Genomic DNA, 20,153 nt, shown 5'->3' on the forward strand with positions numbered 1-20,153 from the left:
CGGGGCGCGCTTCACCTCGCCCCGCATCCGCCTTCGCCCAAAGGCGGATGCGGGGACAAGAGAGTGGGCGAGGGAGCGCAGTTGCGCGGTTGCCCTTCGTTGCACTGCAAAAGGCAATTCGATTCAATTTGACCGGCCACAGCACCCGCCCATCCGGGCGGTTGTCACATCTGTGACTGCTCGGCCGTATAACCGTAGTGCACTTGTTCGGCGAGTTGGATTAGGCTCACGACCGACAGGGTAGTCAGGGCAGACCGGAGGGGATTCCGATGGATACGATGCTGCTTCCGTTCTCGCCGCGCTTCATCGTGCTGACGATCTGCGCCGTCGTCACCACGCTCCTGCTGCTGGTTGGAATATTCGACCACAAGGTCTTCAAGATCGTCCTGATCCCGCTGGTCATCTTCGGCGCGCTGACGTTCCTCGGCATCCGTGACCTGACACAGAAGAATCATGCGGTGCTGCGCAACTACCCAATCTCGGCGCATGTCCGCTTCCTGCTCGAAGAAATCCGCCCCGAGATGCGGCAGTATTTCTTCGAGAGCGAGAAGGACGGGATGCCGTTCTCCCGCGACACCCGCGCGGTGGTCTATCAGCGCGCCAAGATGGTGCTCGACAAGCGGCCGTTCGGCACTCAGGAGGACGTCTATCGCGAGGGCTATGAGTGGATGCACCACTCGGTGGCGCCGAAGCCGAAAGCCGACGAGAAATTCCGCATCACCATCGGCGGCCCCGATTGCACCAGGCCGTATTCGGCCTCGGTCTTCAACATCTCGGCGATGAGCTTTGGCGCGCTCAGCCCGAACGCGGTGCGGGCGCTGAATGCCGGCGCCAAGAAGGGCGGCTTCGCCCACGACACCGGCGAGGGGGGCGTCAGTCCCTATCACCGCGAGATGGGCGGCGACATCATCTGGGAGATCGGTTCCGGCTATTTCGGCTGCCGCAACCGCGACGGCACCTTCAACCCGGAGCTGTTCGCGAGCGTCGCGGGCGAGGACCAGATCAAGATGGTCGAGCTCAAGATCAGCCAGGGCGCCAAGCCCGGCCATGGCGGCGTGCTGCCGGCGGCGAAGGTCTCCGAGGAGATTTCCAAGATCCGCGGCGTGCCGATGGGCGAGGACTGCATCTCGCCGGCCTATCACAAGGCGTTCTCGACGCCGATCCAGATGATGGAATTCGTCGCGAACATGCGAAAACTGTCCGGCGGCAAGCCGGCCGGCTTCAAGATGTGCATCGGCCATCCCTGGGAATTCCTGGCGATCTGCAAGGCGATGAAGGAGAGCGGGCTGTATCCCGACTTCATCGTGGTCGACGGCAATGAAGGCGGCACCGGTGCGGCGCCGCTCGAGTTCATGGACCATCTGGGCATGCCGATGCGCGAGGGCGTCAACTTCGTCCACAACGCGCTGATCGGCATCGGCGCGCGCGATCGCATCAAGATCGGCGCCTCCGGGAAGATCGCGACCGCCTTCGACATGGCGCGCGCGATGGCGATCGGGGCCGATTGGTGCAATTCGGCGCGTGGCTTCATGTTCGCGCTCGGCTGCATCCAGTCCCTGAGCTGCCACACCGATCGCTGCCCGACCGGCGTCACCTCGCAGGATCCGATCCGCAACCGCGCGCTCTATGTGCCGGACAAGATCGAGCGCGTGTACAATTACCACCACTCGACCCTGCACGCGCTGACCGAGCTGCTCGCCGCCGCCGGCCTTGAGCACACCAAGGATCTGCGCCCGATCCACTTCTCGCAGCGCTCTTCGACCACCGAGGTCTCCACGTTTGCCGAACTCTACCCGACGCTGCGCCCCGGCGAGCTGCTCGAAGGCACCCAGGACCGCCGCTTCCGCGACGCCTGGGCGATGGCGCGCGCGGACTCGTTCCAGCCGGCGGGGTAGAAGCGCGAAAGCGTCGTGCCGCAGCCCGGATGAAGCGCAGCGCAATCCGGGGCCCTTTCTCTGTGGATCGACCGATCCCGGATTACGCGGAGCCTGTCATCGGGCGCGCGTTCGCGCGACCCGTTGGCTTCATCCGGGCTACGTTCCCTACGTACCGGCAGGCGCGCCGAACCATCTCGTCAGTGCTTCAGTGAGCCCAGCCTGCGTGCGCTCTCCGACCCACGCCACGTAACCGTCGGGCCGCACCAGCACCGCGGTCGGGGCCGCAACGGTGCCGATCGCCGGAAGCTCCCATTCGCCGCCATAGACGGCGTCGACCAGCCGAAACCCGGTCGGTCCATCCGGTCAGGTCGACGCTGGCCGGCTCACCGAAATTGAGCAGCACCGGCCACGCAAGGTGCAGCAGCGTGAAGGCCTGCACCGGGCCACCGGCGGTGACGAGATCGAGATCGGGCAGACGGCGTCCGAGCAGCGGATGGCCGCTGCCGAAATCGTATCGAATGTCCAGTCCGGACATCATCGCGGCGAAGCGTCTGCGCGGTTCGTCCATGCTGAGCAGTTCGCGCACGAATTCATCCAGCGCCTTGGAGCGGTCGTCGGTACGGCGCAGCGCGACCTGCGCCATCGTATTGCGCAGCACGCGAGCGCCGATCGGGTGGCGCTCCCTGTGGTAGCTGTCGAGCAGACTGTCCGGCGCAATGCCCTTGACCACCTGCGCCAGCTTCCATCCGAGATTGACCGCGTCCTGCACGCCGATGTTGAGGCCCTGTCCGCCCATCGGCGGATGCACATGCGCGGCGTCGCCGGCGAGCAGCACGCGCCGTTCGCGATAGGCGCCTGCCTGACGCGCCATGTCGGTGAACCGTGAGATCCAGCCGGGACTGTGGATGCCGAAGTCGGAGCCATAGACCGCGACGAGCGCCTCGCGCACATCGCTCAAGCTAGGTTCGGTGGACTTTAGCTGCCGCTCGGTCAGCACCAGCCGCAACCCGCGTCCGTCCTCGATCTTGCCGATCCCGTGGATCCCGACGGCATCGTTGCGAAAGCCGAGCGGCGGCTCCTCCGCCATCTGCACTTCCGCGATCAGCCAGCTGGCGGTCGGTTCGAAGCCGGGGAAATCGATGCCGGCTGCCTTGCGAACCAGGCTGCGTCCGCCGTCGCAGCCGACAAGATACTGTGCCCGCAGCACATCGCCCTCTGACAGCGTGACATCGACGCCGCTGTCATCTTGCGTAAAGCCGGTCACGTCGCACCCGCGATAGATCGGCACGCCGAGCTCGCCGGCCCAGCCGGCCAGGATACGCTCGATATGGTTTTGCCACAGCGCGAGCGTGTAATTATGCCGGGTCGGAAAATCGCTGAGATCGAGCGGCATCGGGTGGACGTGCACGACCGGATGGCGCGTCCCTTCCGAGACGAACCGGTCCGCGACGCCGCGCTGGTCGAGCACCTCGAGGGTGCGCGCGTGCAGCCCGCCTGCGCGGGAGCCCATAAGATCCTGGCTGGCGCGCCGCTCGACAATCGCAACGTCGATTCCCCCCAGCGCCAGCTCGCACGCCAGCATCAACCCGGTCGGTCCACCGCCGGAAATCACCACATCATGTTCCCGCATCGCGCGCTCCTCCATTCGATTGGGCGCGCGTTCTACGGGATCACCCCGGGCTTGCGGCAAGCCCGGGGGGTCTACATATATCTAAGTGGGGAGAGGGCGTTCGGCTTGGCCGCACCTCGACCAACCATCCAGGCTGTCATTGCGAGGAGCGAAGCGACGAGGCAATCCATGCTTCCGCGCAATCCGGGATTCTTTATGCGCGGATGAAGCACCCCGGATTTCGCTGCGCTCCATCCGGGCTACAGCGGCCTCAGAACTCGCCGTGGATGCGGCCGGAGAAGATGTGCACCGGGCCGCGGTCGGCGTTGTAGGCGGGGTTGGTGATGAACTGATAGTCCGCGGTCACGGTCAGGTTCTTGTTCACCTGATAGGCGTAATAGGTCTCGAAGATCCGCTCCGGGCTGTAGTTCAGCGCACCGTCGCCGATCAGCAGACCGAGGCCGCCGGCAGCGAGGTAGTCGCGGTGCGCGGCGGAGAGCCCGTTGATCGCGCCGCCGATGCCGATCGTGTCGTTCGCCCGGCCCCATCGGCTGCCCTTGATCGACAGGCCGCCCGAAAGGCTGCGATCGACGTCGGTGAACGACAGGATCTCGGTCCGGCCGTCGTTCCAGCTGAGGCGCCCGAACATGCCGACATCGGTTGCGATCTGCTGCTCGCCGTTCAAATAGAAACCGTATTTGGTGTTGTCCTTGCGGATACCGGCCATCACGTCGTTGATGTCGAGCGCAGGGTTGGCGTCCTCGATCGCGAGCGCTTGGGCGTAATTGCCGGTGTTGCCGCGATTGCCGAACACGCCGACGCGCAGCTTGCCGGGCTGATCGAAGATCGAGTAGCGGCCCTCGAATTCCACCACCGCGCCGCCGGTATTGGCGTTGGAGACCAGCACGTCGCTGTTCGGTGCATTGGGCACCTGGAACACGCCGGCGCGCACGGCCCAGTCCTTGCGGTTGAGCTCGACCACGGCGCCACGGGTGTAGCCGGGCAGATCGGCCGGGAAGTCGTAGGCGGCCGACGCCCACATCGCCCAGTTCATGAAGTCGGCGCGCGGGTCCTTGGCGTAGGAATTGCCGTCGAAGAAATCGCCCACCGCAAAGCGGCCGACCACGATCGTGAGGCGATCGATGTCGCGCTTGCCCGCGATCTGGTTCGGACCGTCCGCGACGTCTTCCTGCTCGCCGCCGAAGCCGAAGATCTGCTTGAGGTAATAGCGCTGCGGCCGGATCTTCGGGAATTCGGCGCCGGCCTTCTGCGCCTCGCCGTTCGGGAAGCCGGCAAGGCCGAGCGTGCCGTTGAGGCCAAAACCCTGCGCCGTCTCGGGGTTGAAATAGAGCTCACCGCCCTCCCAGAGCCGCACGCCGAGAAACGCCGTCGTGGTCCAGGTCTGCTGCACCTGGCTCACGCCCGGCAGGCTGTTGGTGCCGGAATAGGGCGCGCGGAACGACGGATAGCCCTGGCCGAGCAGCGTGGTCTGCCCGTGCACGCTCCAGTCGCTGGAGTCGGGCAGCGCGCTCCGCGTCGGCGTCGCCGACCAGGGCGAGTCGCCGAGCTGGTAGTTCAGGCCGAATTTCAGCAAATGAATGCGCGGGTCGATGCTGACGCCGGGCATGCCGAAATCGTCGAGGCCGAGCGTGCGGCGCGACAGGTCGATGTAGTCGTATTCGAGCTTGGCGGTCCAGTTGCCGCTCAGCGCAAATTCGGCGCCGGCACCGACGGTCCAGCCGGTCTGGTACTGGCCGGGCTCGGAGATCACGTTGCCGCCGGCATCGTTGACCCTGACCTCGGTGTGGCCCCAGGCGAAGCCACCGGTCACATAGGGCATCCAGCTGCCGAAGCTGTAACCGGCGCGGCCGCGCACCGTGCCGACATAGTCGATCGACGAATTGAAGGGCCCCGGCACACGCCGCGGCAGGTCGGTGGGGCCGGTGAAAGTCGCGTCCGCCTCGACGCCGAGCACGAAGCGGTTGGCGAATTCCTTGTTGTAGCCGGCCTGGAAGCCGCCGATCCCGCCGGTGATGGTGGGCGGAAAGAACACGCCCTGCTCCAGGATCGGATTGGTGCCGGGGCCCAGGGTGCCGTCGCCATAACCGACATGGCCGCCGACATAGAAACCGGTCCAGCTGTAGACCGCCTTGGCGGCTGGGGACTTGAGCGGCAGATCGGCCGCGGTCGCCGGCGCGCCGAAGGTGGCCGCACCGAGCGCTGCGCCGGCGGCGATCTGAACCCGGAAGAGACGGACGCAGGTCATGGCGCGGCGTTCCGCGAACGGTTGGCGGTTTCGCCCGTCATCACAGATTTGGCGGCCGTGTGCCACCCGAGATTTGAATTCATTGCCCGCCGTCCCCGGTCCGATCCGTCTCGTCCCATCCAAAGCCAGATCAGCACCTGGCATCCTCAGCTTCTTATTGCAAATAATTCGCAATAGCAACTGGGGTGCGCCTGATACCTTTTCGATTTGCACGCCACTATGACAGTCACGTAACACCGCCGGGCTGCACGCCTCCGCGGCTGCGATCGGCTGCGCGGCTGTGGCAGATCGGTCGAGATCGGACCGTTCAGTCATTGTCTTCTTCCGTTGTTGCGATGAATGCCGGCTGCGCTGCCCTGCCGAGCACGATCCGCGCGCCGGCCCGTTCGACCGATCGCGCCATCGACAGCGCCGTCCGCAAGCCGGCGGGCGAAATCACGTGCCGCTGATGGAGCGCAGCCGCACCGCGCAGGATGGCGCCGGCCAGCCTGAACAGCATGATCGCGCCCCACCGCCGGCCGCGGCCGAGCGCCGTCACGCCCCGACCGTCGCGAGCTGGACGATGCGCAGCAGCACAAGGCCGGCGGCAACCACCAGATAGAAGCGCAGCACGATCATCCAGATCCGGCTCAGCGGGCTGAGTCGCGCCGGCGGCAGCCGGTCGAGCGGCGGCATCCGCCAGCTGTCGCGATCGGCCAGCGGCGGCTTGCGCCTGAAGCGGAATGAAGCGTGACGTCGCGACGACATTTCGTAGAACTTGACGGCGGCGGTGAGCGCGAGTGCAAGCCCGCTGCCGCCGACCAGGATGCCGATGATCCATTGCTCGCCGAGGTCGGGGAACAGCACCGAGGCGGTCAGGATCACCGACAGCATCACCAGCCCCGCGACCACGGCGCCGGTGAACAGGTTCAACCGCGTCGAGTTCACCCACGGCCCGAGGATGTGGCGGTCGTTGCACAGCAAGAGCAGGAACACGGTCGCGCTCGGCAGCAGCACGCCGGCCAGCGTCTGCACCGCATTGGTGAGCAGCCCGAGCGGCGTGCCCGGCGTCAGCACCAGCACGGCGGCCAGCACGATCAGCCCGCAATAGACGCTGTAGAAGCCCTTCGCATCCCATGGCTTGCGGTGCAACGAGTGCTTGACCGCGAACACGTCGCCGATCGCGTAGGCGGTTGCGAGCGACACCGCGGCCGCGCCGATGATGCAGGCATCCAGTAGCGCGAGGGCAAACAGGACCGCCGGCAGCCGGCCGGCATATTTTTCGAGCCCGACCGCGGTCCCCAGCGCGTCGGTGTAATTGCCGAATTCGGGCTTGCCGGCGAACACCGCTGCGCAGAACGAGATCATCGCCACCGCGCCGACCACGACCAGCACGATGCCGAGGCAGAGGTCCATCCGCTCATAGCGGATGAAGCGCGGCGTGATCCGCTTGTCGACGATGTAGCTCTGCTGGAAGAACAATTGCCACGGCGCCACCGTGGTGCCGACGATCGCGACGATCAGGAGCATCACCTCGCTGAGCTTGGCGTCGTGCGGCATCTTCGGCACCAAGAAGTCGGCCGCGATCTGCCCGATCGGCGGGTGCACCATCAGGATGACCGGCACCAGCAGCAGGCTGCCGATCACCAGCACGATGCCGAAGCGCTCGAAGCGACGGAAGTCGCCGGTCGAGACTGCCAGCATCACGATCACAGCCGAGGCCAGCACGCCCCAGAACCGCGAGACGCCGAGAAAATGCAGCGCGAAGGTGATGCCGATGAATTCGGTGACGATGGTCAGCGCATTCAGCACCAGCAGGTCGATGACGCTGAAGGCGCCCCAGAACTTGCCGAAGCGCTCGAAGATCAGCCGCGCATGGCCGACGCCGGTGACGGCGCCGAGCCGCACCACCATCTCCTGGTTGACGTAGAGCACGGGGATCAGCAGCAGCAGCGTCCACAATAGCGTGGTGCCGTAATTCTGCCCGGCCTGGGTGTAGGTGCCGAACGCGCCGGCATCGTTGTCGCCGACCATCACGATCAGGCCGGGACCGACGATCGCCAGCAGCGTCTTCAGCCGCGCCAGCAAGGTCGCACGCGGTGCGGTGTCGTCGCGTGCAATGCTGCCGAGCGCGCCGCGGATATCTCCGGCATGTGCGCTGTCGAGAATGGCGGTTTGGGTGATCTTGCTTTCGGTCATTTCGCGTCTCCTCGCCGCCTTGCGGGCACGGCGGGAGGGACGCAGCGCCGCTAGGTACGCACGTCTCCGCTACCGTGAGCAGCGGCGTTTCCAGATGTGATGCAGCTCCATGGTCCCGCTGCCGCGCCGCGATGGCGCGCAACGGGACGACTAGGTCCTTCGTCCATATTGGCCTCCTAGACGTACGCGGCGGTCTTCACCGCGAGACGTGTAGCTCTCACGCGCGGGCCGAGATGCCGGCCCGCGCGCCGCTGACGATCGAGATCGCCGCTGCCGTCGTCGATCCTCCACCGGCACTCCAGCCGGCCCTCGATCAGAACCCAATGACAGGCCGGGGTTGGACGCCGGCGGCCGGCCAGGCGGCGAAAGCCCGGCAGGTTGTCATTGGAATGAATGGCCGCCGGCCGCGGCACGCGCCGCGGCTCGAACGACCGGAATTTTGCGAGCTTTTCGAACATCGCTCACCTCCACTTCCGCTGTCGCGCGGCAGGCCGGTGAGGAGCAGGCGGTTACGTCAGGCGCGACCACCCATCCACGCAGGCAATCTGCGCGACAGTCTTGCGGTGTTGCGGCGTCAAGTGTCCCGTTGCCGGTCGACTGTCGCCTGAGTTGCTACTGCCCATGTGCCTTCTGTGCTGGCTCGTGGTCGGGTTGCTATCCGGGAGTAAAACCCCGGTGCGGAACGCATGTTCCGGCAATCGGGCACTACGCCCGTGACAATGGCCTGTCAAGCCGATTCTGCTATCCTCCGGGGAGGATCATGATTATCCTCCAGGGAGGATAGGAGACCCAGATGCCCGACGACCATCCGCACGCTGCGATCGCCCGGCGCTTGAAGCGCGCCAACGGCCATCTCGAGACCATTGTCGAGATGATCGAGCAGGGCCGGCCCTGCGCGCAGATCGCCCAGCAATTGCAGGCGGTGGAGAGCGCGATCGAGAGCGCCAAGAAGGCGCTGATCCACGATCACATCGGCCACAGCCTGGAGGAAACGCTGAAGGCGTCGGGTCCGAAGGGCCGCGGCGTGCTGCGCGACTTCCGGCTGATCGCGAAATATCTGTGAGACGGCCCGCATGCGGCGAGCTGGCAAAGCGTGACCCGCCCGGGGGGATCACCGGACGGGTCGGTTGCGACACGGGGTGGATGAGGACCCGCGCCGAACGCAGGATCCGCAGCCTTTATGAGAAACCCGTCGATCAGTAGCAGGAACGCACGCGGCCGATGTAGTTGCCGTAGGCGTCGAACTGGCGCACCCAGACGCAGCGGCGATAGCCACTGTAGTAGCCGTCATTGGCTGCGATCGCGCTGCCGACGATGGCGGCGCCGACGAGGCCTGCACCGACGCCCCAGCCCCAGCCATACGGCCTGGCTTCGGCCTGCGAGGTGGTGGTCGCGATGGTGCCGGTCACGGCAAGCGCAGTGAGGGCGAGGGCGGCCAACTTGGTCTTGATCGACATCGGATACTCATCCTGTTTGAGCGCGGCGCCGGTGTGGTCCGCATGCCCGTTGGACGGAGGTTTTTCGGTTCCGGTTCGAACACGAGGCAGGAAATATGGTTTCGTGAATTGTTTCGTCGGCCTCTCGCCGAACGTAGCGATGCCCGGTCAGTTGCCCTGAAAGACGCCCGGATCGAACCGATCGACATCGGCCAGCAGCTCGCAGAACGCGCGTGCGCCGTGCTCGAGCAGCTTCTCGCCTTTGTCGGCAGAGGCCTTGGTCGCATCGCCGATCGCGCCGCTGGGATTAAGGTCCTGCGCCTGCCAGGCGAACGGCGCCGGGCGCTGCGTCGACAGCAAACGATGATCCTTCTCGATCTGCACGCTTGCAGACTTGAAGTCCGCGATCGCATCCTTGCGCACATGTTGCGGATATTTCGCCAGCATGATCGAGGTCTCGACTGCGCCGCCATGGATGCCGTGGCGCAGTTCGTCGGCATCGAACAGCCCGTCGGGCGCGCCGAAGCGCGACCAACTCGTGGTCACCACCAGCATCTTGTGATGCGCGCGCAGATCCTGCGCCACCAGCTGCATCGCCGCCGAATTGCCGCCATGGCTGGTCACGATCACGAGCTTCCTGATCCCGGTGCGCGCCACGCTCTCGCCGAGCGCCATCCAGCCCTTCAGTGCGACCTCGGTCGGCAGCGTCAGGGTGCCGGGAAAATCGATGTGCTCGGTGGAGATGCCGACCGGCTGCACGGGCAGGAACGTGGCCAGGATCTTGGCCGGCAGCAGCTCGCGCACCCGCGCCAGATACGCCTCGCCGATCATGACGTCGGTTCCGAGCGGCAGATGCGGCCCGTGCTGCTCGGTCGCGGCCAGCGGCAGCACCGCGATCCAGCGCGCCGCCGCCCCCTTGGCGAGGTCGGGCCAGTGGATGGCGGTCCAGTCACGGGACGGGAGCTGAGAAGTCATCGGGCCGGTCGTCTCAATACAAGCGTTTCATTGGATGGATTTGCAGGCTAGTTTGTCTAACATCATTCGGGGCGTTCGCGTCTCCGGGCGCGGTCCACGTGTCCCGCCTTCCATCATGGGCCATAATATCAGACGGAGTCCAACCATGATCCGGGCCTTTTTGCCGCGAGCGTTAACCACAAGCCTGCTGGCCGTTGCCTTCGGCCTCGCCGTGACCCTCGTCCCGGCACGAGCGCAGACTCTGGACAAGGTCTCGTTCGGCACCAACTGGGTCGCCGAGGGCGAGCATGGCGGGTTCTTCCAGGCGCTGGCCGACGGCACCTACAGGAAGTACGGCCTCGACGTCACCATCGTGCCCGGCGGTCCCAACGAGAACAACCGCATGCTCTTGATCGCGGGCAAGCTCGACTTCTTCATGAGCGCGAATTCGCTGCAGACCTTCGATGCCGTCACCAACAACGTGCCGCTGGTCGCGGTCGCCGCCATGTTCCAGAAGGACCCGCAGGTCTTCCTGACCCATCCCGAGGTCAAGGTCACGAAGATCGAGGATCTGAAGCCGCTGACGCTTCTGATCTCCAAGGAGGGCATCACCAGCTACTTCCAGTGGCTGAAATCCGAATACGGCTTCGATGAAAACAAGGTGAAGCCCTACACGTTCAATCCGCAGCCCTTCATCGTGAACAAGCAGACCGCGATGCAGGGCTACGTCACCTCGGAACCCTTTGCGGTCGAGAAGGCCGCCGGCTTCAAGCCGAACGTGCTCTTGCTCGCCGATTACGGCTTCAACTCCTATTCGACGTTGATCGAGACCCGCCGCGACCTGGTCGACAAGAAGCCTGACCTGGTGCAGCGCTTCGTCGATGCCTCTGTTGTCGGCTGGTACACCTATGTCTACGGCGACAACTCGGCCGGCAATGCGATGATCAAGAAGCTCAACCCCGACATGAACGACGAGCTGCTGGCCTATTGCGTTGCCAAGATGCGCGAGCATGGCATCGTCGACTCCGGCGACTCCGTCAAGAACGGCATCGGCGCCATGACCGACGAGCGGATGGCGAGCTTCTTCGACAAGATGGTGCGCGCCGGCGTGGTGAAGAGCACCATCGACTATCGCCAGGGCTACACGCTGCGCTTCGTCAACAAGGCGGTCGGCGTCGAGCTGCGGCCGAAGAACTGACGGGCGCGGACGGGCATGTACCCAGGTCCTGCGGCATCGGTGCTTCACCTCTCCCCTTGTGGGAGAGGTCGCATCGCATCATCAGATGCGATGCGGGTATCCGCTGTCTCATGGGACCGGCGCCCCCTCACCCGCGCCTGCGGCGCGGCCTCTTCCCGGTGTGGAGAGGTGCAGTTTGCGGCACGATCGTGTGCAGCAATATCTGGCCGTCGATGGTAGAGAGCATCGTGCCGGAAACCGCGGCCAGCCGCTTCGCCGTGCGCCTGCGCGGCGTCTGCAAGACCTATGACAGCGGCGTGACGGCGCTTGGCCCGCTCGACCTCGATGTCAGGCGCGGCGAGTTCGTCTCGCTGCTCGGGCCCTCCGGTTGCGGCAAATCCACCGCGCTGCGAATTATCGCAGGTCTCGCCACGCCGAGCGCCGGTACGGTCGAGCTGGCCCATCACGGCGCGGCGCAGCGCGGCAGCCACAGGATCGGCTTCGTGTTTCAGGAGCCGACCCTGATGCCGTGGGCCAATGTGCATGACAATGTCCGCCTGCCGCTGAAGCTGGCCCGTCTGCCTGCGGCCGCTGCCGATGCGCGCATCGATGCGGCGCTCGATCAGGTCGGGCTTGCGGAGTTCGCCGCCGCCTATCCGCGCGAATTGTCCGGCGGCATGAAGATGCGGGTGTCGCTGGCGCGCGCGCTGGTGACCGATCCGGATATTCTCCTGATGGACGAGCCGTTCGCGGCGCTCGATGAGATCACGCGCTTTCGCCTCAACAACGACCTGCTGGCGCTGTGGCGCAACCTGCACAAGACCGTCATCTTCGTGACGCACTCGGTGTTCGAGTCGGTCTATCTGTCCGAGCGCGTGATCGTGATGACGGCGCGTCCGGGCCGGATCGGCGCCGAGTTTCGCATCGCCACGACCGAGCCGCGCGGTGAGGAGTTCCGCACCTCCGCCGAATATGCCGCGTTCTGCCGCGAAGTGTCAGGCGCGCTGGCGCCGTCTTATGCAGGGCAGGCGGGCGCATGACGTCTCCGCAGGATCTCGTCCGCTTCGTGTTGCCGGTCGCGGTGTTTGCCGCGGGCCTCGTGCTCTGGGAGGCGATCGTGCGCGCCTATGGCATCCAGCCCTATGTGCTGCCGAGCCCGCTACTCGTATTAAAAACGTTGGTCGCGGACTGGCCGATCCTGTCGCAATCGCTCGGCGTCACGCTGCTGACAACGCTCGAAGGCTTCGTCGCTGCGGCGATCGGCGGCATCGTGCTGGCGCTGCTGTTCAACCAGTCGAAATGGCTGGAATATTCTCTGTTCCCATATGCCGTGGTGCTGCAGGTCACGCCGGTGATCGCGATCGCACCGCTGCTCTTGATCTATCTGCAGCAGCAGACCGCCGTCATCGTCTGTGCCTGGATCGTGGCGTTCTTTCCGGTGCTGTCGAACACCACGCTCGGCCTCAGCTCGGTCGATCGCAACCTCGCCGGATTGTTTCAACTATATGGCGCCTCGAAGCTGCAGACGCTGCTGTTCCTGAAGCTGCCGGCGGCGCTGCCCTATATCCTCGGCGGCCTGCGCATCGCTGGAGGATTGTCGCTGATCGGCGCCGTGGTCGCGGAGATCGCGGCGGGCAGCGCCGGCGCCGGCTCGGGGCTCGCCTTCCGGATCGCTGAATCCGGCTACCGGTTGAATATTCCCCGCATGTTCGCAGCCCTTCTGCTGTTATCGCTGGCCGGGATTGTCATCTATGGGGTGCTGGCGCTAGTTTCCCACCTCTTGTTGCGCCGCTGGCATGAAAGCGCGTTAGGAAAGGACAGTTGATGGCCCCGATTTCTTCCGAAAAGATCGATCTGCTGATCTATGGACCGATCCGGCCAATCCTCGAAAACGGCTTTCCCGACCAATACGTGCTGCACCGGGCCGAAAGCCGCGGCGACCTCGAGCGCCTGACGCCCGACACGATGAGCAAGATCCGCGGCATCGCGGTCACCTATCATACGATGGCGACCGACAAGACCGCGCTGGCACTGTTTCCCAAGCTCGAGATCGTCGGCAGCTTCGGCGTCGGCTACGACCACGTCGATTCCGCCTATGCGCGCGATCACAATATCGTGGTCACCAACACGCCCGACGTGCTGACCGAGGAGGTCGCCGACGTCGCGATGGGCCTCTTGATCGCGACGCTGCGCGAGTTCGTCAAGGCCGACCGCTATGTGCGCTCCGGCCTGTGGCAGACCCAGAATTATCCACTCAGCGTCGGCTCGCTGCGCGACCGCAAGATCGGCATCGTCGGCATGGGCCGGATCGGCCAGGCGATCGGGCGCCGTCTCGAAGCCTCACGGGTGCCGGTGTCCTATCACTCGCGCAACCCGTCCAAGGACGTCTCCTACAAGCACTATCCCGATCTGATCGAGATGGCGAAGGCGGTCGACACCCTGATCGTCATCGTGCCGGGCGGCGCCTCGACCGCGAAGATGATCAATGCCGACGTCCTGAAGGCGCTGGGACCCCGCGGCGTACTGATCAATGTCGCGCGCGGCTCCGTCGTCGACGAGCCGGCGCTGGTTGCCGCGCTGAAATCGGGCACCATTCTCGCCGCCGGCCTCGACGTGTTCGCGGCCGAGCCGAACGTGCCGGACGAATTGAAGGCGATGCAGAACGTCGTGCTGCTGCCGCATATCGGCTCGGCGTCGGTGGTGACGCGCAATGCGATGGACCAGCTCGTGGTCGACAACATCAAGAACTGGTTCGCCGGCAAGCCGCCGCTGACGCCGGTTGCCGAAACGCCGGTCAGGGATCGCTGATGCCGCTGTCCCGCTGCAACGTCGCCCTGCTCGTGCTGCTGGCCGCATCCGGTCCGGCCGCCGCGCAGGACGTCAAGACGTTGCAGAAGGACATGATCGGGCAGTGGGAGCTCGCCACCACCGAGCGCAGCAAGACCTGCGTCGTGACGCTGAAGAGCGACACGACGCCTTTGGGCCTCAAGCTCGAGCTCGAGCCGGGCTGCGCGGCCGCGCTGCCCTTCACCAAGGACATCACCGGCTGGAGCATCAAGGGTCTCGGTGACATCGTGCGGCTGCAAAACGCGACCGGCGAGGCGGTGATCGATTTCACCGAGGTCGAGACCGGCATCTTCGAGGGCATGCGCACCAACGAGGGCGTCTACATCCTGCAAAACCTCGCTGCCGCCCGTTCGCTCGCCAAGTCGATGGACCAGATGATCGGCGACTGGTCGATGGTCCGCGGCAACGGCCAGGCGATCTGCGGCCTGGTATTGACCAACACCGACGCCGGCAACGACAATTTCCAGGTGTTCCTGAAAGGCAAATGCGATCCCACGGTCGCCGCCTTCAACCCGACGCAGTGGCGGCTCGACCACGGCCAGATCATCCTGATGTCGGCCAAGGGCGAGACCTGGCAATTCGAGGCCGACGACAACGCCCAGTGGCGCCGCGTCCCCGACAGCGCCGACCCGCTGATCATGCTGCGCGAGCAGTAGGGGGCGGCGCTGCCACACATACCGTGTCGTCCCTGCCTAGTGCGCAATTGCGCACGGGAGCAGGGACCCATAGCCACGATGCCCGTTGGTTGGCGCGGCTGTGGCCAGGGCTCGTCTCAACAACTCAACTCTGTGGTTATGGGTCCCTGCTTTCGCAGGGACGACGAAGGGGCGATCTGCGTCTCGATGGCACCCTCAAAATAATTCCCAAGCCCCTGTCGATCCGGCGGCCGCCGGATCGTCGTTCCCCATAACAAGCCGATTTGGCCTGCGATCATCCCGCGGCTCGCCCGGAAACAGGAGCAATTTCATGCGCTTTATGTCGATCGTCACCTCGTCGCAGCCGCCGCAGCAGCCGACCCCGGAACTGCTGGAGGCCATGCACAAGCTCGCCGATCGCGAGATCAAGGCTGGCCGCATGATCGACAATGCCGGCCTGATGCCGCTCGCCACCGGCGCCCAGGTGCGGATAGCCGACGGCAAGCTCAGCGTCGTCGACGGCCCGTTCATCGAGGCCAAGGAAGTGATCGGCGGCTATGCCATCACGGAGCTGCGCAGCAAGGAAGAGGCCATCGCACTCGCGGTCGAGTTCATGCAGCTGCACAAGGATCACATGCCGGGCTGGGAAGGCACCTGCGAGGTCCGTGCCTTCGCAGGCTTCGCCGGCCAGTGTCCCGAATAGACCAAGGGAAAGACCAAGAGGAGGACAGGCGATGCGCTTCATGTATGTCCTGGTGGCCGAGAAGCCGATGCTGCCGAACCCGCCGTTGCGGGAGGCGATCGGCAAGCTCGCCGAACGCGAGATCGCGGCCGGTCGCATGCTCGATACCGGCGCGCTGTTGCCGCGCACCGCGGGCGCGGAGGTCAAGATCAAGGATCGCAAGCTCACCGTCACCGACGGCCCCTTCATGGAAGCCAAGGAAGTGGTCGGCGGCTATGCGGTGTTCGAGCTGAAGGACAAGGAGGAGGCCGTGGCGCGCGCGGTCGAGTTCATGCAGCTTCATCTCGACCACATGCCGGATTGGGAACTGTCATGCGAGGTTCGTCCCTTCATGGAGTGCTGACGGTCGCCTCGGGCGCATGCCGGAGGCCGGCGTGACGGACGACGATGTCAAGCGCACCATCCTCGGTGTGTGGCGCATCGAGCAGCCGCGGCTGATCACCAGCCTGTCGCGGATGCTGCGCGACGTGCCGCTCGCCGAGGATCTGACCCAGGAAGCGCTGGTCGCCGCGCTGGAGCACTGGCCGGCCGATGGCGTGCCGGAGAAGCCGGGCGCCTGGCTGATGGCGACCGCCAAGCGCCGCGCGCTCGATCATATCAGGCGCAACCGCATGCTGAGCCAGCGGCACGGCATGCTGGCGCATGATCTGGCGCGGGAGCAGGAGACCATGCCCGATTTCGATTCCGCGCTCGACGACGATATCGGCGACGAATTGCTGCGGCTGATCTTCACCGCCTGCCATCCGCGCCTGTCGCGCGAGGCCCGCGCCGCCCTGGCGCTGCGGATGATCTGCGGCCTCACCACCGAGGAGATCGCGCGCGCCTTCCTGCAGAGCGAGGCCGCGATCGCCCAACGCATCGTGCGCGCCAAGCGCACGCTGTCGGACTCCGGTCTCGCCTATGAGACGCCCGGCGGTGCGGAGCTGTCCGAGCGGCTCGCCTCGGTGCTCGAGGTGGTCTATCTGATCTTCAACGAGGGTTACACCGCGGCACGCGGCGACCAATGGCTGCGGCCGCAGCTCTGCAACGAGGCGCTGCGCATCGGCCGCGTGCTGACGTCGATCGCGCCGTCCGAGCCGGAAGCGCATGGGCTGCTGGCGCTGATGGAGTTCAACGCCTCGCGGATGGTGGCGCGCACCGACGCGGCCGGCGAGCCGATCCTGCTGATGGAGCAGAACCGCGCGCTGTGGGATCGTTTGCAGATCCGCCGCGGCCAACTGGCGCTGGCGCGCGCCCGCGAGCTCGGCGGCGCCGGCGGCTTCTATGTGCTGCAGGCCGCGATCGCCGCCTGCCACGCCGAGGCCGACACGCCTGAAGCCACCGACTGGCACCGCATCGCCGCGCTGTACGGCGATCTGGCCGCGCTGCTGGACTCGCCGGTGATCGCGCTCAACCGCGCGGTCGCGATCGGCATGGCCGAAGGGCCGCTCGTCGCGCTCGCGATCGTCGATAGTCTCGCGGACGAGCCGGCGCTGAAATCCTATCACCTGCTGCCGAGCGTGCGCGGCGATCTGCTGCACCGGCTGAGCCGCTTTGCCGAGGCGCAGGCCGCGTTCGAGGCCGCCGCCGCATTGGCCGGCAATGCGCGCGAGCGCGAGTTCCTCAAGCGCCGTGCCGCCGCCGCTGCGCGCGCCGCGCAGGACCAGGGCCGTCACTGACGGCTCCGCGATTTCGACTCAAATCCGTGGCAGGCTCGCGCGAGATGTACCGAACTGGGAACTGCCGCCATGACGAAGCCATCCGTGCTGGCGATCGGCCTCGACCCGACCTTCGTCGATCTCTCCGTCGTCCCGCAATTCACGCCCGAGCTCGTGCGCAGCTATATCGACGCGCAGATCGAGGGCCTGCGGACGCTCGGCTACGACGTCGAGAGCTGCCTGATCGATCTCGGCGAGACCGCGGAAGCGGTGGCGGCGGCGGCCCTCAACGCGCGCCGCTATGATTGCATCGTGATCGGCGCGGGGCTGCGCGAGCCGCCGGAGCGGCTGCTGCTGTTCGAGCAGATCCTCAATCTGGTGCACCGGCTCGCGCCTGGCGCCGCCATCTGCTTCAACAGCAACCCGGCCGATACCGCCGCCGCCGTGCAGCGCTGGGTCAAGCCCTAGCGACCGTGCAGCCCGCATGAGCGAAGCGGCATGCGGGGCCTTGCGGCGAGTAATCCCGGGTATCGTACAAGCTGAGCCGCTTCACAGGCGCACGCCAGCGACCTGGTCTCGTCGCGCCGCTGCCGGCCTGCGGCGGAAGCACGGGCAACTGCGGGTCGGGCCCGGCACGGGCCGGGGGCTGCCGCGAAGGCCTGGCGGTTGTTGCCGGCGGCAACCTATGACACCATCCCGATTCCGATTGTTTTTGATTTTTGGAAGCCAATGCCGCGCCGCAAATTCGCCTGGGAGAATCTGTCGGACGAAGAGTTGCTCGAGCAGCGTCTCAGCAGCCTGAGGGTTGCGGTCGAGGACACCTGGCTCGCGGACTGCGTCAGCACGCTCTATGAGGAGCTCGAGGAACGCGGCTTGCGGCTGCGGCCGCACACCTGGATATCGAGCGAATGGTTCAGCCCGGCCGATGTGCCCGGCATCGCCATTCCGTTCTATCTCGCCCATCCCCGCTTGATGAAGCTCGAGAAGAAGATGATGCTCGACGTCGAAGGCGGCACCTGGTCGGAATGCATGGCGATCCTCCGTCACGAGGCGGGCCACGCCGTGCAGCACGGCTACCAGCTGCAACGTCGCCGGCGCTGGCAGCAGCTGTTCGGCCCGTCGTCGAAACATTATCCGCGCTATTACCGGCCCAATCCGGCCAGCCGGAATTATGTCCAGCATCTCCGCCTCTGGTACGCGCAGAGCCATCCGGACGAGGATTTCGCCGAGACCTTTGCGGTGTGGCTGCGGCCGCGGTCGAACTGGCGGACGCGCTATGCCGGCTGGCCGGCGATCAAGAAGCTCGAATATGTCGACGAGCTGATGGGCGAGATCGCCGGCAAGCGGCCGCCGCTCGCCAACCGCGAGCGGGTCGATCCGCTGTATACGCTCAAGCAGACGCTCGGCGAGCACTACAAGAAGAAGCAGGCGTTTTACGCCTTCAGCCCGCCCAAGACCTACGATCGCGATCTGTCGAAACTGTTCTCCGCCGATCCCCGCCATCACCGGCATCCGCCGGCTTCGTCCTTCATCCGGCGGCATCGCGCCCAGATCAGGCAGCTGGTCGCGCGCTGGACCGGCGAGAACCAGCTGACGCTCGATGCGGTGCTCGACGATATGATCTCGCGCTGCCGCGAGCTCAATCTGCGTGCCGTCGGCCCCGAGAAGAAGCTGGTGACCAATTTCATTATCCTGCTGACCGCCAAGACCATGCACGCGCTGTTCGGCCCCTCGCGCCGCAAATGGATCGCGCTATGAAACACTCTCGCATTCTGGTGCTGATGCACCCGGACTGTGTGCCGCCGGACTCCAGCGACGGATATTCCGCGCGGGAGATCAACGAGTGGAAAACCGAATACGACGTCGTGAGCACCCTGCGCGCGGCCGGCCATGACGTTCGTCCGCTCGGCGTGCAGGAGGAAATCAAGCCGGTGCGCGACGCGATCGAGGACTTCAAGCCGCACGTCGTGTTCACGCTGCTGGAGGAGTTTCACTACGATGTCGTGTACGACCAGCACATCGCGAGCTATCTCGAGCTGATGAAGATTCCCTATACCGGGTGCAATCCGCGCGGCCTGATCCTGGCGCGCGGCAAGGACCTGTCGAAGACGCTGGTGCATCATCGCCGGGTTCCGGTGCCGGCCTTCGCCGTGTTCCCGATGCGCCGCAAGGTCAAACGGCCGCCGCGTCTCGAGCTGCCGCTGATCGTCAAGAGCCTGAGCAGCGACGGCTCGCTCGGCATCTCGCAGGCCTCGATCGTCGATACCGACGAAAAGCTCGCGGAGCGCGTCGCCTTCATCCATGAACGGATCGGCACGGCGGCGATCGCCGAGCAGTTCATCGAGGGACGCGAGCTCTATGTCGGCGTGCTCGGCAACAACCGGTTGCGGGTGTTGCCGGTCTGGGAGTTGAAGTTCGGCAGCATGGGCGGCCCGGCTGCGCGGCAGATCGCAACCGAGAAGGTCAAGCATGACACCAGCTATCAGGAGCGCGTCGGGATCGTGGATGGCCCGGCCGAGGACCTGACGCCGGAACTCTCAGCGCATATCCAGCGGCTGGCCAAGCGCATCTACCGCACCCTGGGGCTCGACGGCTACGCGCGCATCGACTTCCGCCTGTCGACCAATGGCGTGCCGTTTTTCATCGAGGCCAATCCCAATCCGGAAATTGCCAAGAGCCAGGAGTTCGCGACCGCCGCCGGGCATGACGGGCTGGACTACCCGGGCCTGCTGAACCGCATCCTGACGCTCGGAATCAGCCGCGCCAAGGCCGGCGTGTCGCTGGGCTGACCGAAG

At 65.7% G+C, this 20,153-nt stretch carries 19 protein-coding genes and 1 pseudogene; 13 read left to right on the forward strand and 7 right to left on the reverse strand.

From position 1 onward, the window contains the following. The first annotated feature begins 269 nt into the window (after nt 1-269). The gene (locus tag ACVW17_RS10440; RefSeq protein WP_456751805.1) at nt 270-1,895 is read left to right on the forward strand and encodes an FMN-binding glutamate synthase family protein; all 1,626 of its coding nucleotides are present in this window, start codon (nt 270-272) and stop codon (nt 1,893-1,895) included. A gap of 147 nt (nt 1,896-2,042) precedes the next feature. Here ACVW17_RS10440 and ACVW17_RS10445 read toward each other — a convergent pair. The 5 genes and pseudogenes from ACVW17_RS10445 to ACVW17_RS10465 form a co-directional block, all read right to left on the reverse strand. Then, nucleotides 2,043-3,507 (reverse strand): annotated as a pseudogene (locus tag ACVW17_RS10445) (FAD-dependent monooxygenase). A gap of 250 nt (nt 3,508-3,757) precedes the next feature. Further along, complete coding sequence (locus tag ACVW17_RS10450; protein ID WP_456751807.1) at nt 3,758-5,752, reverse strand: carbohydrate porin; 1,995 nt, start codon at nt 5,750-5,752, stop codon at nt 3,758-3,760. A gap of 307 nt (nt 5,753-6,059) precedes the next feature. Then, a complete protein-coding gene (locus ACVW17_RS10455; RefSeq protein WP_456797091.1) occupies nt 6,060-6,290 on the reverse strand; it encodes a hypothetical protein in 231 nt (76 codons plus the stop codon). Continuing rightward, nucleotides 6,287-7,930, reverse strand: a complete 1,644-nt coding sequence (locus ACVW17_RS10460) for an Nramp family divalent metal transporter (RefSeq protein WP_456751809.1) — start codon at nt 7,928-7,930, stop codon at nt 6,287-6,289. Before ACVW17_RS10460 ends, ACVW17_RS10455 begins: the two co-directional genes overlap by 4 nt. A 176-nt stretch (nt 7,931-8,106) precedes the next feature. Continuing rightward, complete coding sequence (locus ACVW17_RS10465) at nt 8,107-8,388, reverse strand: hypothetical protein (RefSeq protein ID WP_456751810.1); 282 nt, start codon at nt 8,386-8,388, stop codon at nt 8,107-8,109. A 335-nt stretch (nt 8,389-8,723) separates the two neighbouring features. Here ACVW17_RS10465 and ACVW17_RS10470 point away from each other — a divergent pair, with 335 nt between their 5' ends. Continuing rightward, entirely contained in the window at nt 8,724-8,993 is a 270-nt protein-coding gene (locus ACVW17_RS10470; protein ID WP_456751811.1) for a metal-sensing transcriptional repressor, read from the forward strand. A gap of 133 nt (nt 8,994-9,126) precedes the next feature. Here the strand turns inward: ACVW17_RS10470 and ACVW17_RS10475 are convergent, their stop codons facing one another. Both ACVW17_RS10475 and ACVW17_RS10480 read right to left on the reverse strand, forming a co-directional pair. Further along, nucleotides 9,127-9,387: a hypothetical protein gene (locus ACVW17_RS10475; protein ID WP_456751812.1), complete on the reverse strand. Its 261-nt coding sequence runs from the start codon at nt 9,385-9,387 to the stop codon at nt 9,127-9,129. A gap of 147 nt (nt 9,388-9,534) precedes the next feature. Continuing rightward, nucleotides 9,535-10,341, reverse strand: coding sequence for a creatininase family protein (locus tag ACVW17_RS10480; protein ID WP_456751813.1), 807 nt, complete (start codon nt 10,339-10,341; stop codon nt 9,535-9,537). Nucleotides 10,342-10,486: 145 nt separating this feature from the next. Here ACVW17_RS10480 and ACVW17_RS10485 point away from each other — a divergent pair, with 145 nt between their 5' ends. From ACVW17_RS10485 to ACVW17_RS10535, 11 genes are all read left to right on the forward strand, one after another. Next, complete coding sequence (locus tag ACVW17_RS10485; RefSeq protein ID WP_456751814.1) at nt 10,487-11,518, forward strand: ABC transporter substrate-binding protein; 1,032 nt, start codon at nt 10,487-10,489, stop codon at nt 11,516-11,518. A gap of 212 nt (nt 11,519-11,730) precedes the next feature. Continuing rightward, complete coding sequence (locus ACVW17_RS10490; RefSeq protein WP_456751815.1) at nt 11,731-12,537, forward strand: ABC transporter ATP-binding protein; 807 nt, start codon at nt 11,731-11,733, stop codon at nt 12,535-12,537. Further along, entirely contained in the window at nt 12,534-13,322 is a 789-nt protein-coding gene (locus ACVW17_RS10495; protein WP_456751816.1) for an ABC transporter permease, read from the forward strand. Before ACVW17_RS10490 ends, ACVW17_RS10495 begins: the two co-directional genes overlap by 4 nt. Continuing rightward, nucleotides 13,322-14,305 carry a 2-hydroxyacid dehydrogenase gene (locus tag ACVW17_RS10500; protein WP_456751817.1) on the forward strand — a complete coding sequence of 328 codons (984 nt, stop codon included), beginning with the start codon at nt 13,322-13,324 and terminating at the stop codon, nt 14,303-14,305. The genes ACVW17_RS10495 and ACVW17_RS10500 overlap by 1 nt, the downstream gene beginning before the upstream one ends. Then, a complete protein-coding gene (locus ACVW17_RS10505; RefSeq protein WP_456751818.1) occupies nt 14,305-15,000 on the forward strand; it encodes an AprI/Inh family metalloprotease inhibitor in 696 nt (231 codons plus the stop codon). Before ACVW17_RS10500 ends, ACVW17_RS10505 begins: the two co-directional genes overlap by 1 nt. A 310-nt stretch (nt 15,001-15,310) precedes the next feature. After that, nucleotides 15,311-15,682, forward strand: a complete 372-nt coding sequence (locus ACVW17_RS10510; protein WP_456751819.1) for a YciI family protein — start codon at nt 15,311-15,313, stop codon at nt 15,680-15,682. Between the two features lie 31 nt (nt 15,683-15,713). Next, complete coding sequence (locus ACVW17_RS10515; protein WP_028341793.1) at nt 15,714-16,064, forward strand: YciI family protein; 351 nt, start codon at nt 15,714-15,716, stop codon at nt 16,062-16,064. A gap of 16 nt (nt 16,065-16,080) precedes the next feature. Continuing rightward, a complete protein-coding gene (locus ACVW17_RS10520; RefSeq protein WP_456751820.1) occupies nt 16,081-17,379 on the forward strand; it encodes an RNA polymerase sigma factor in 1,299 nt (432 codons plus the stop codon). A gap of 69 nt (nt 17,380-17,448) precedes the next feature. Continuing rightward, nucleotides 17,449-17,826 carry a hypothetical protein gene (locus ACVW17_RS10525; protein ID WP_456751821.1) on the forward strand — a complete coding sequence of 126 codons (378 nt, stop codon included), beginning with the start codon at nt 17,449-17,451 and terminating at the stop codon, nt 17,824-17,826. 261 nt (nt 17,827-18,087) lie between these two features. After that, the gene (locus ACVW17_RS10530) at nt 18,088-19,116 is read left to right on the forward strand and encodes a putative zinc-binding metallopeptidase (RefSeq protein ID WP_456751822.1); all 1,029 of its coding nucleotides are present in this window, start codon (nt 18,088-18,090) and stop codon (nt 19,114-19,116) included. Beyond that, on the forward strand, nt 19,113-20,147 hold the full coding sequence (locus ACVW17_RS10535; protein ID WP_456751823.1) for a D-alanine--D-alanine ligase family protein: 1,035 nt from the start codon (nt 19,113-19,115) through the stop codon (nt 20,145-20,147). The genes ACVW17_RS10530 and ACVW17_RS10535 overlap by 4 nt, the downstream gene beginning before the upstream one ends. Nucleotides 20,148-20,153 lie beyond the last annotated feature (6 nt).

It is taken from the genome of Bradyrhizobium sp. USDA 4473 (genome assembly GCF_054063335.1).

Coding starts and splice junctions, on each gene's coding strand:
- ACVW17_RS10510 (WP_456751819.1), top strand. CDS start 15,311: ATGCGCTTTATGTCGATCGTCACCTCGTCGCAGCCGCCGCAGCAGCCG.
- ACVW17_RS10485 (WP_456751814.1), top strand. CDS start 10,487: ATGATCCGGGCCTTTTTGCCGCGAGCGTTAACCACAAGCCTGCTGGCC.
- ACVW17_RS10450 (WP_456751807.1), bottom strand. CDS start 5,752: ATGACCTGCGTCCGTCTCTTCCGGGTTCAGATCGCCGCCGGCGCAGCG.
- ACVW17_RS10530 (WP_456751822.1), top strand. CDS start 18,088: ATGCCGCGCCGCAAATTCGCCTGGGAGAATCTGTCGGACGAAGAGTTG.
- ACVW17_RS10515 (WP_028341793.1), top strand. CDS start 15,714: ATGCGCTTCATGTATGTCCTGGTGGCCGAGAAGCCGATGCTGCCGAAC.
- ACVW17_RS10535 (WP_456751823.1), top strand. CDS start 19,113: ATGAAACACTCTCGCATTCTGGTGCTGATGCACCCGGACTGTGTGCCG.
- ACVW17_RS10500 (WP_456751817.1), top strand. CDS start 13,322: ATGGCCCCGATTTCTTCCGAAAAGATCGATCTGCTGATCTATGGACCG.
- ACVW17_RS10475 (WP_456751812.1), bottom strand. CDS start 9,387: ATGTCGATCAAGACCAAGTTGGCCGCCCTCGCCCTCACTGCGCTTGCC.
- ACVW17_RS10490 (WP_456751815.1), top strand. CDS start 11,731: ATGGTAGAGAGCATCGTGCCGGAAACCGCGGCCAGCCGCTTCGCCGTG.
- ACVW17_RS10495 (WP_456751816.1), top strand. CDS start 12,534: ATGACGTCTCCGCAGGATCTCGTCCGCTTCGTGTTGCCGGTCGCGGTG.
- ACVW17_RS10480 (WP_456751813.1), bottom strand. CDS start 10,341: ATGACTTCTCAGCTCCCGTCCCGTGACTGGACCGCCATCCACTGGCCC.
- ACVW17_RS10470 (WP_456751811.1), top strand. CDS start 8,724: ATGCCCGACGACCATCCGCACGCTGCGATCGCCCGGCGCTTGAAGCGC.
- ACVW17_RS10460 (WP_456751809.1), bottom strand. CDS start 7,930: ATGACCGAAAGCAAGATCACCCAAACCGCCATTCTCGACAGCGCACAT.
- ACVW17_RS10525 (WP_456751821.1), top strand. CDS start 17,449: ATGACGAAGCCATCCGTGCTGGCGATCGGCCTCGACCCGACCTTCGTC.
- ACVW17_RS10505 (WP_456751818.1), top strand. CDS start 14,305: ATGCCGCTGTCCCGCTGCAACGTCGCCCTGCTCGTGCTGCTGGCCGCA.
- ACVW17_RS10465 (WP_456751810.1), bottom strand. CDS start 8,388: ATGTTCGAAAAGCTCGCAAAATTCCGGTCGTTCGAGCCGCGGCGCGTG.
- ACVW17_RS10520 (WP_456751820.1), top strand. CDS start 16,081: ATGCCGGAGGCCGGCGTGACGGACGACGATGTCAAGCGCACCATCCTC.
- ACVW17_RS10440 (WP_456751805.1), top strand. CDS start 270: ATGGATACGATGCTGCTTCCGTTCTCGCCGCGCTTCATCGTGCTGACG.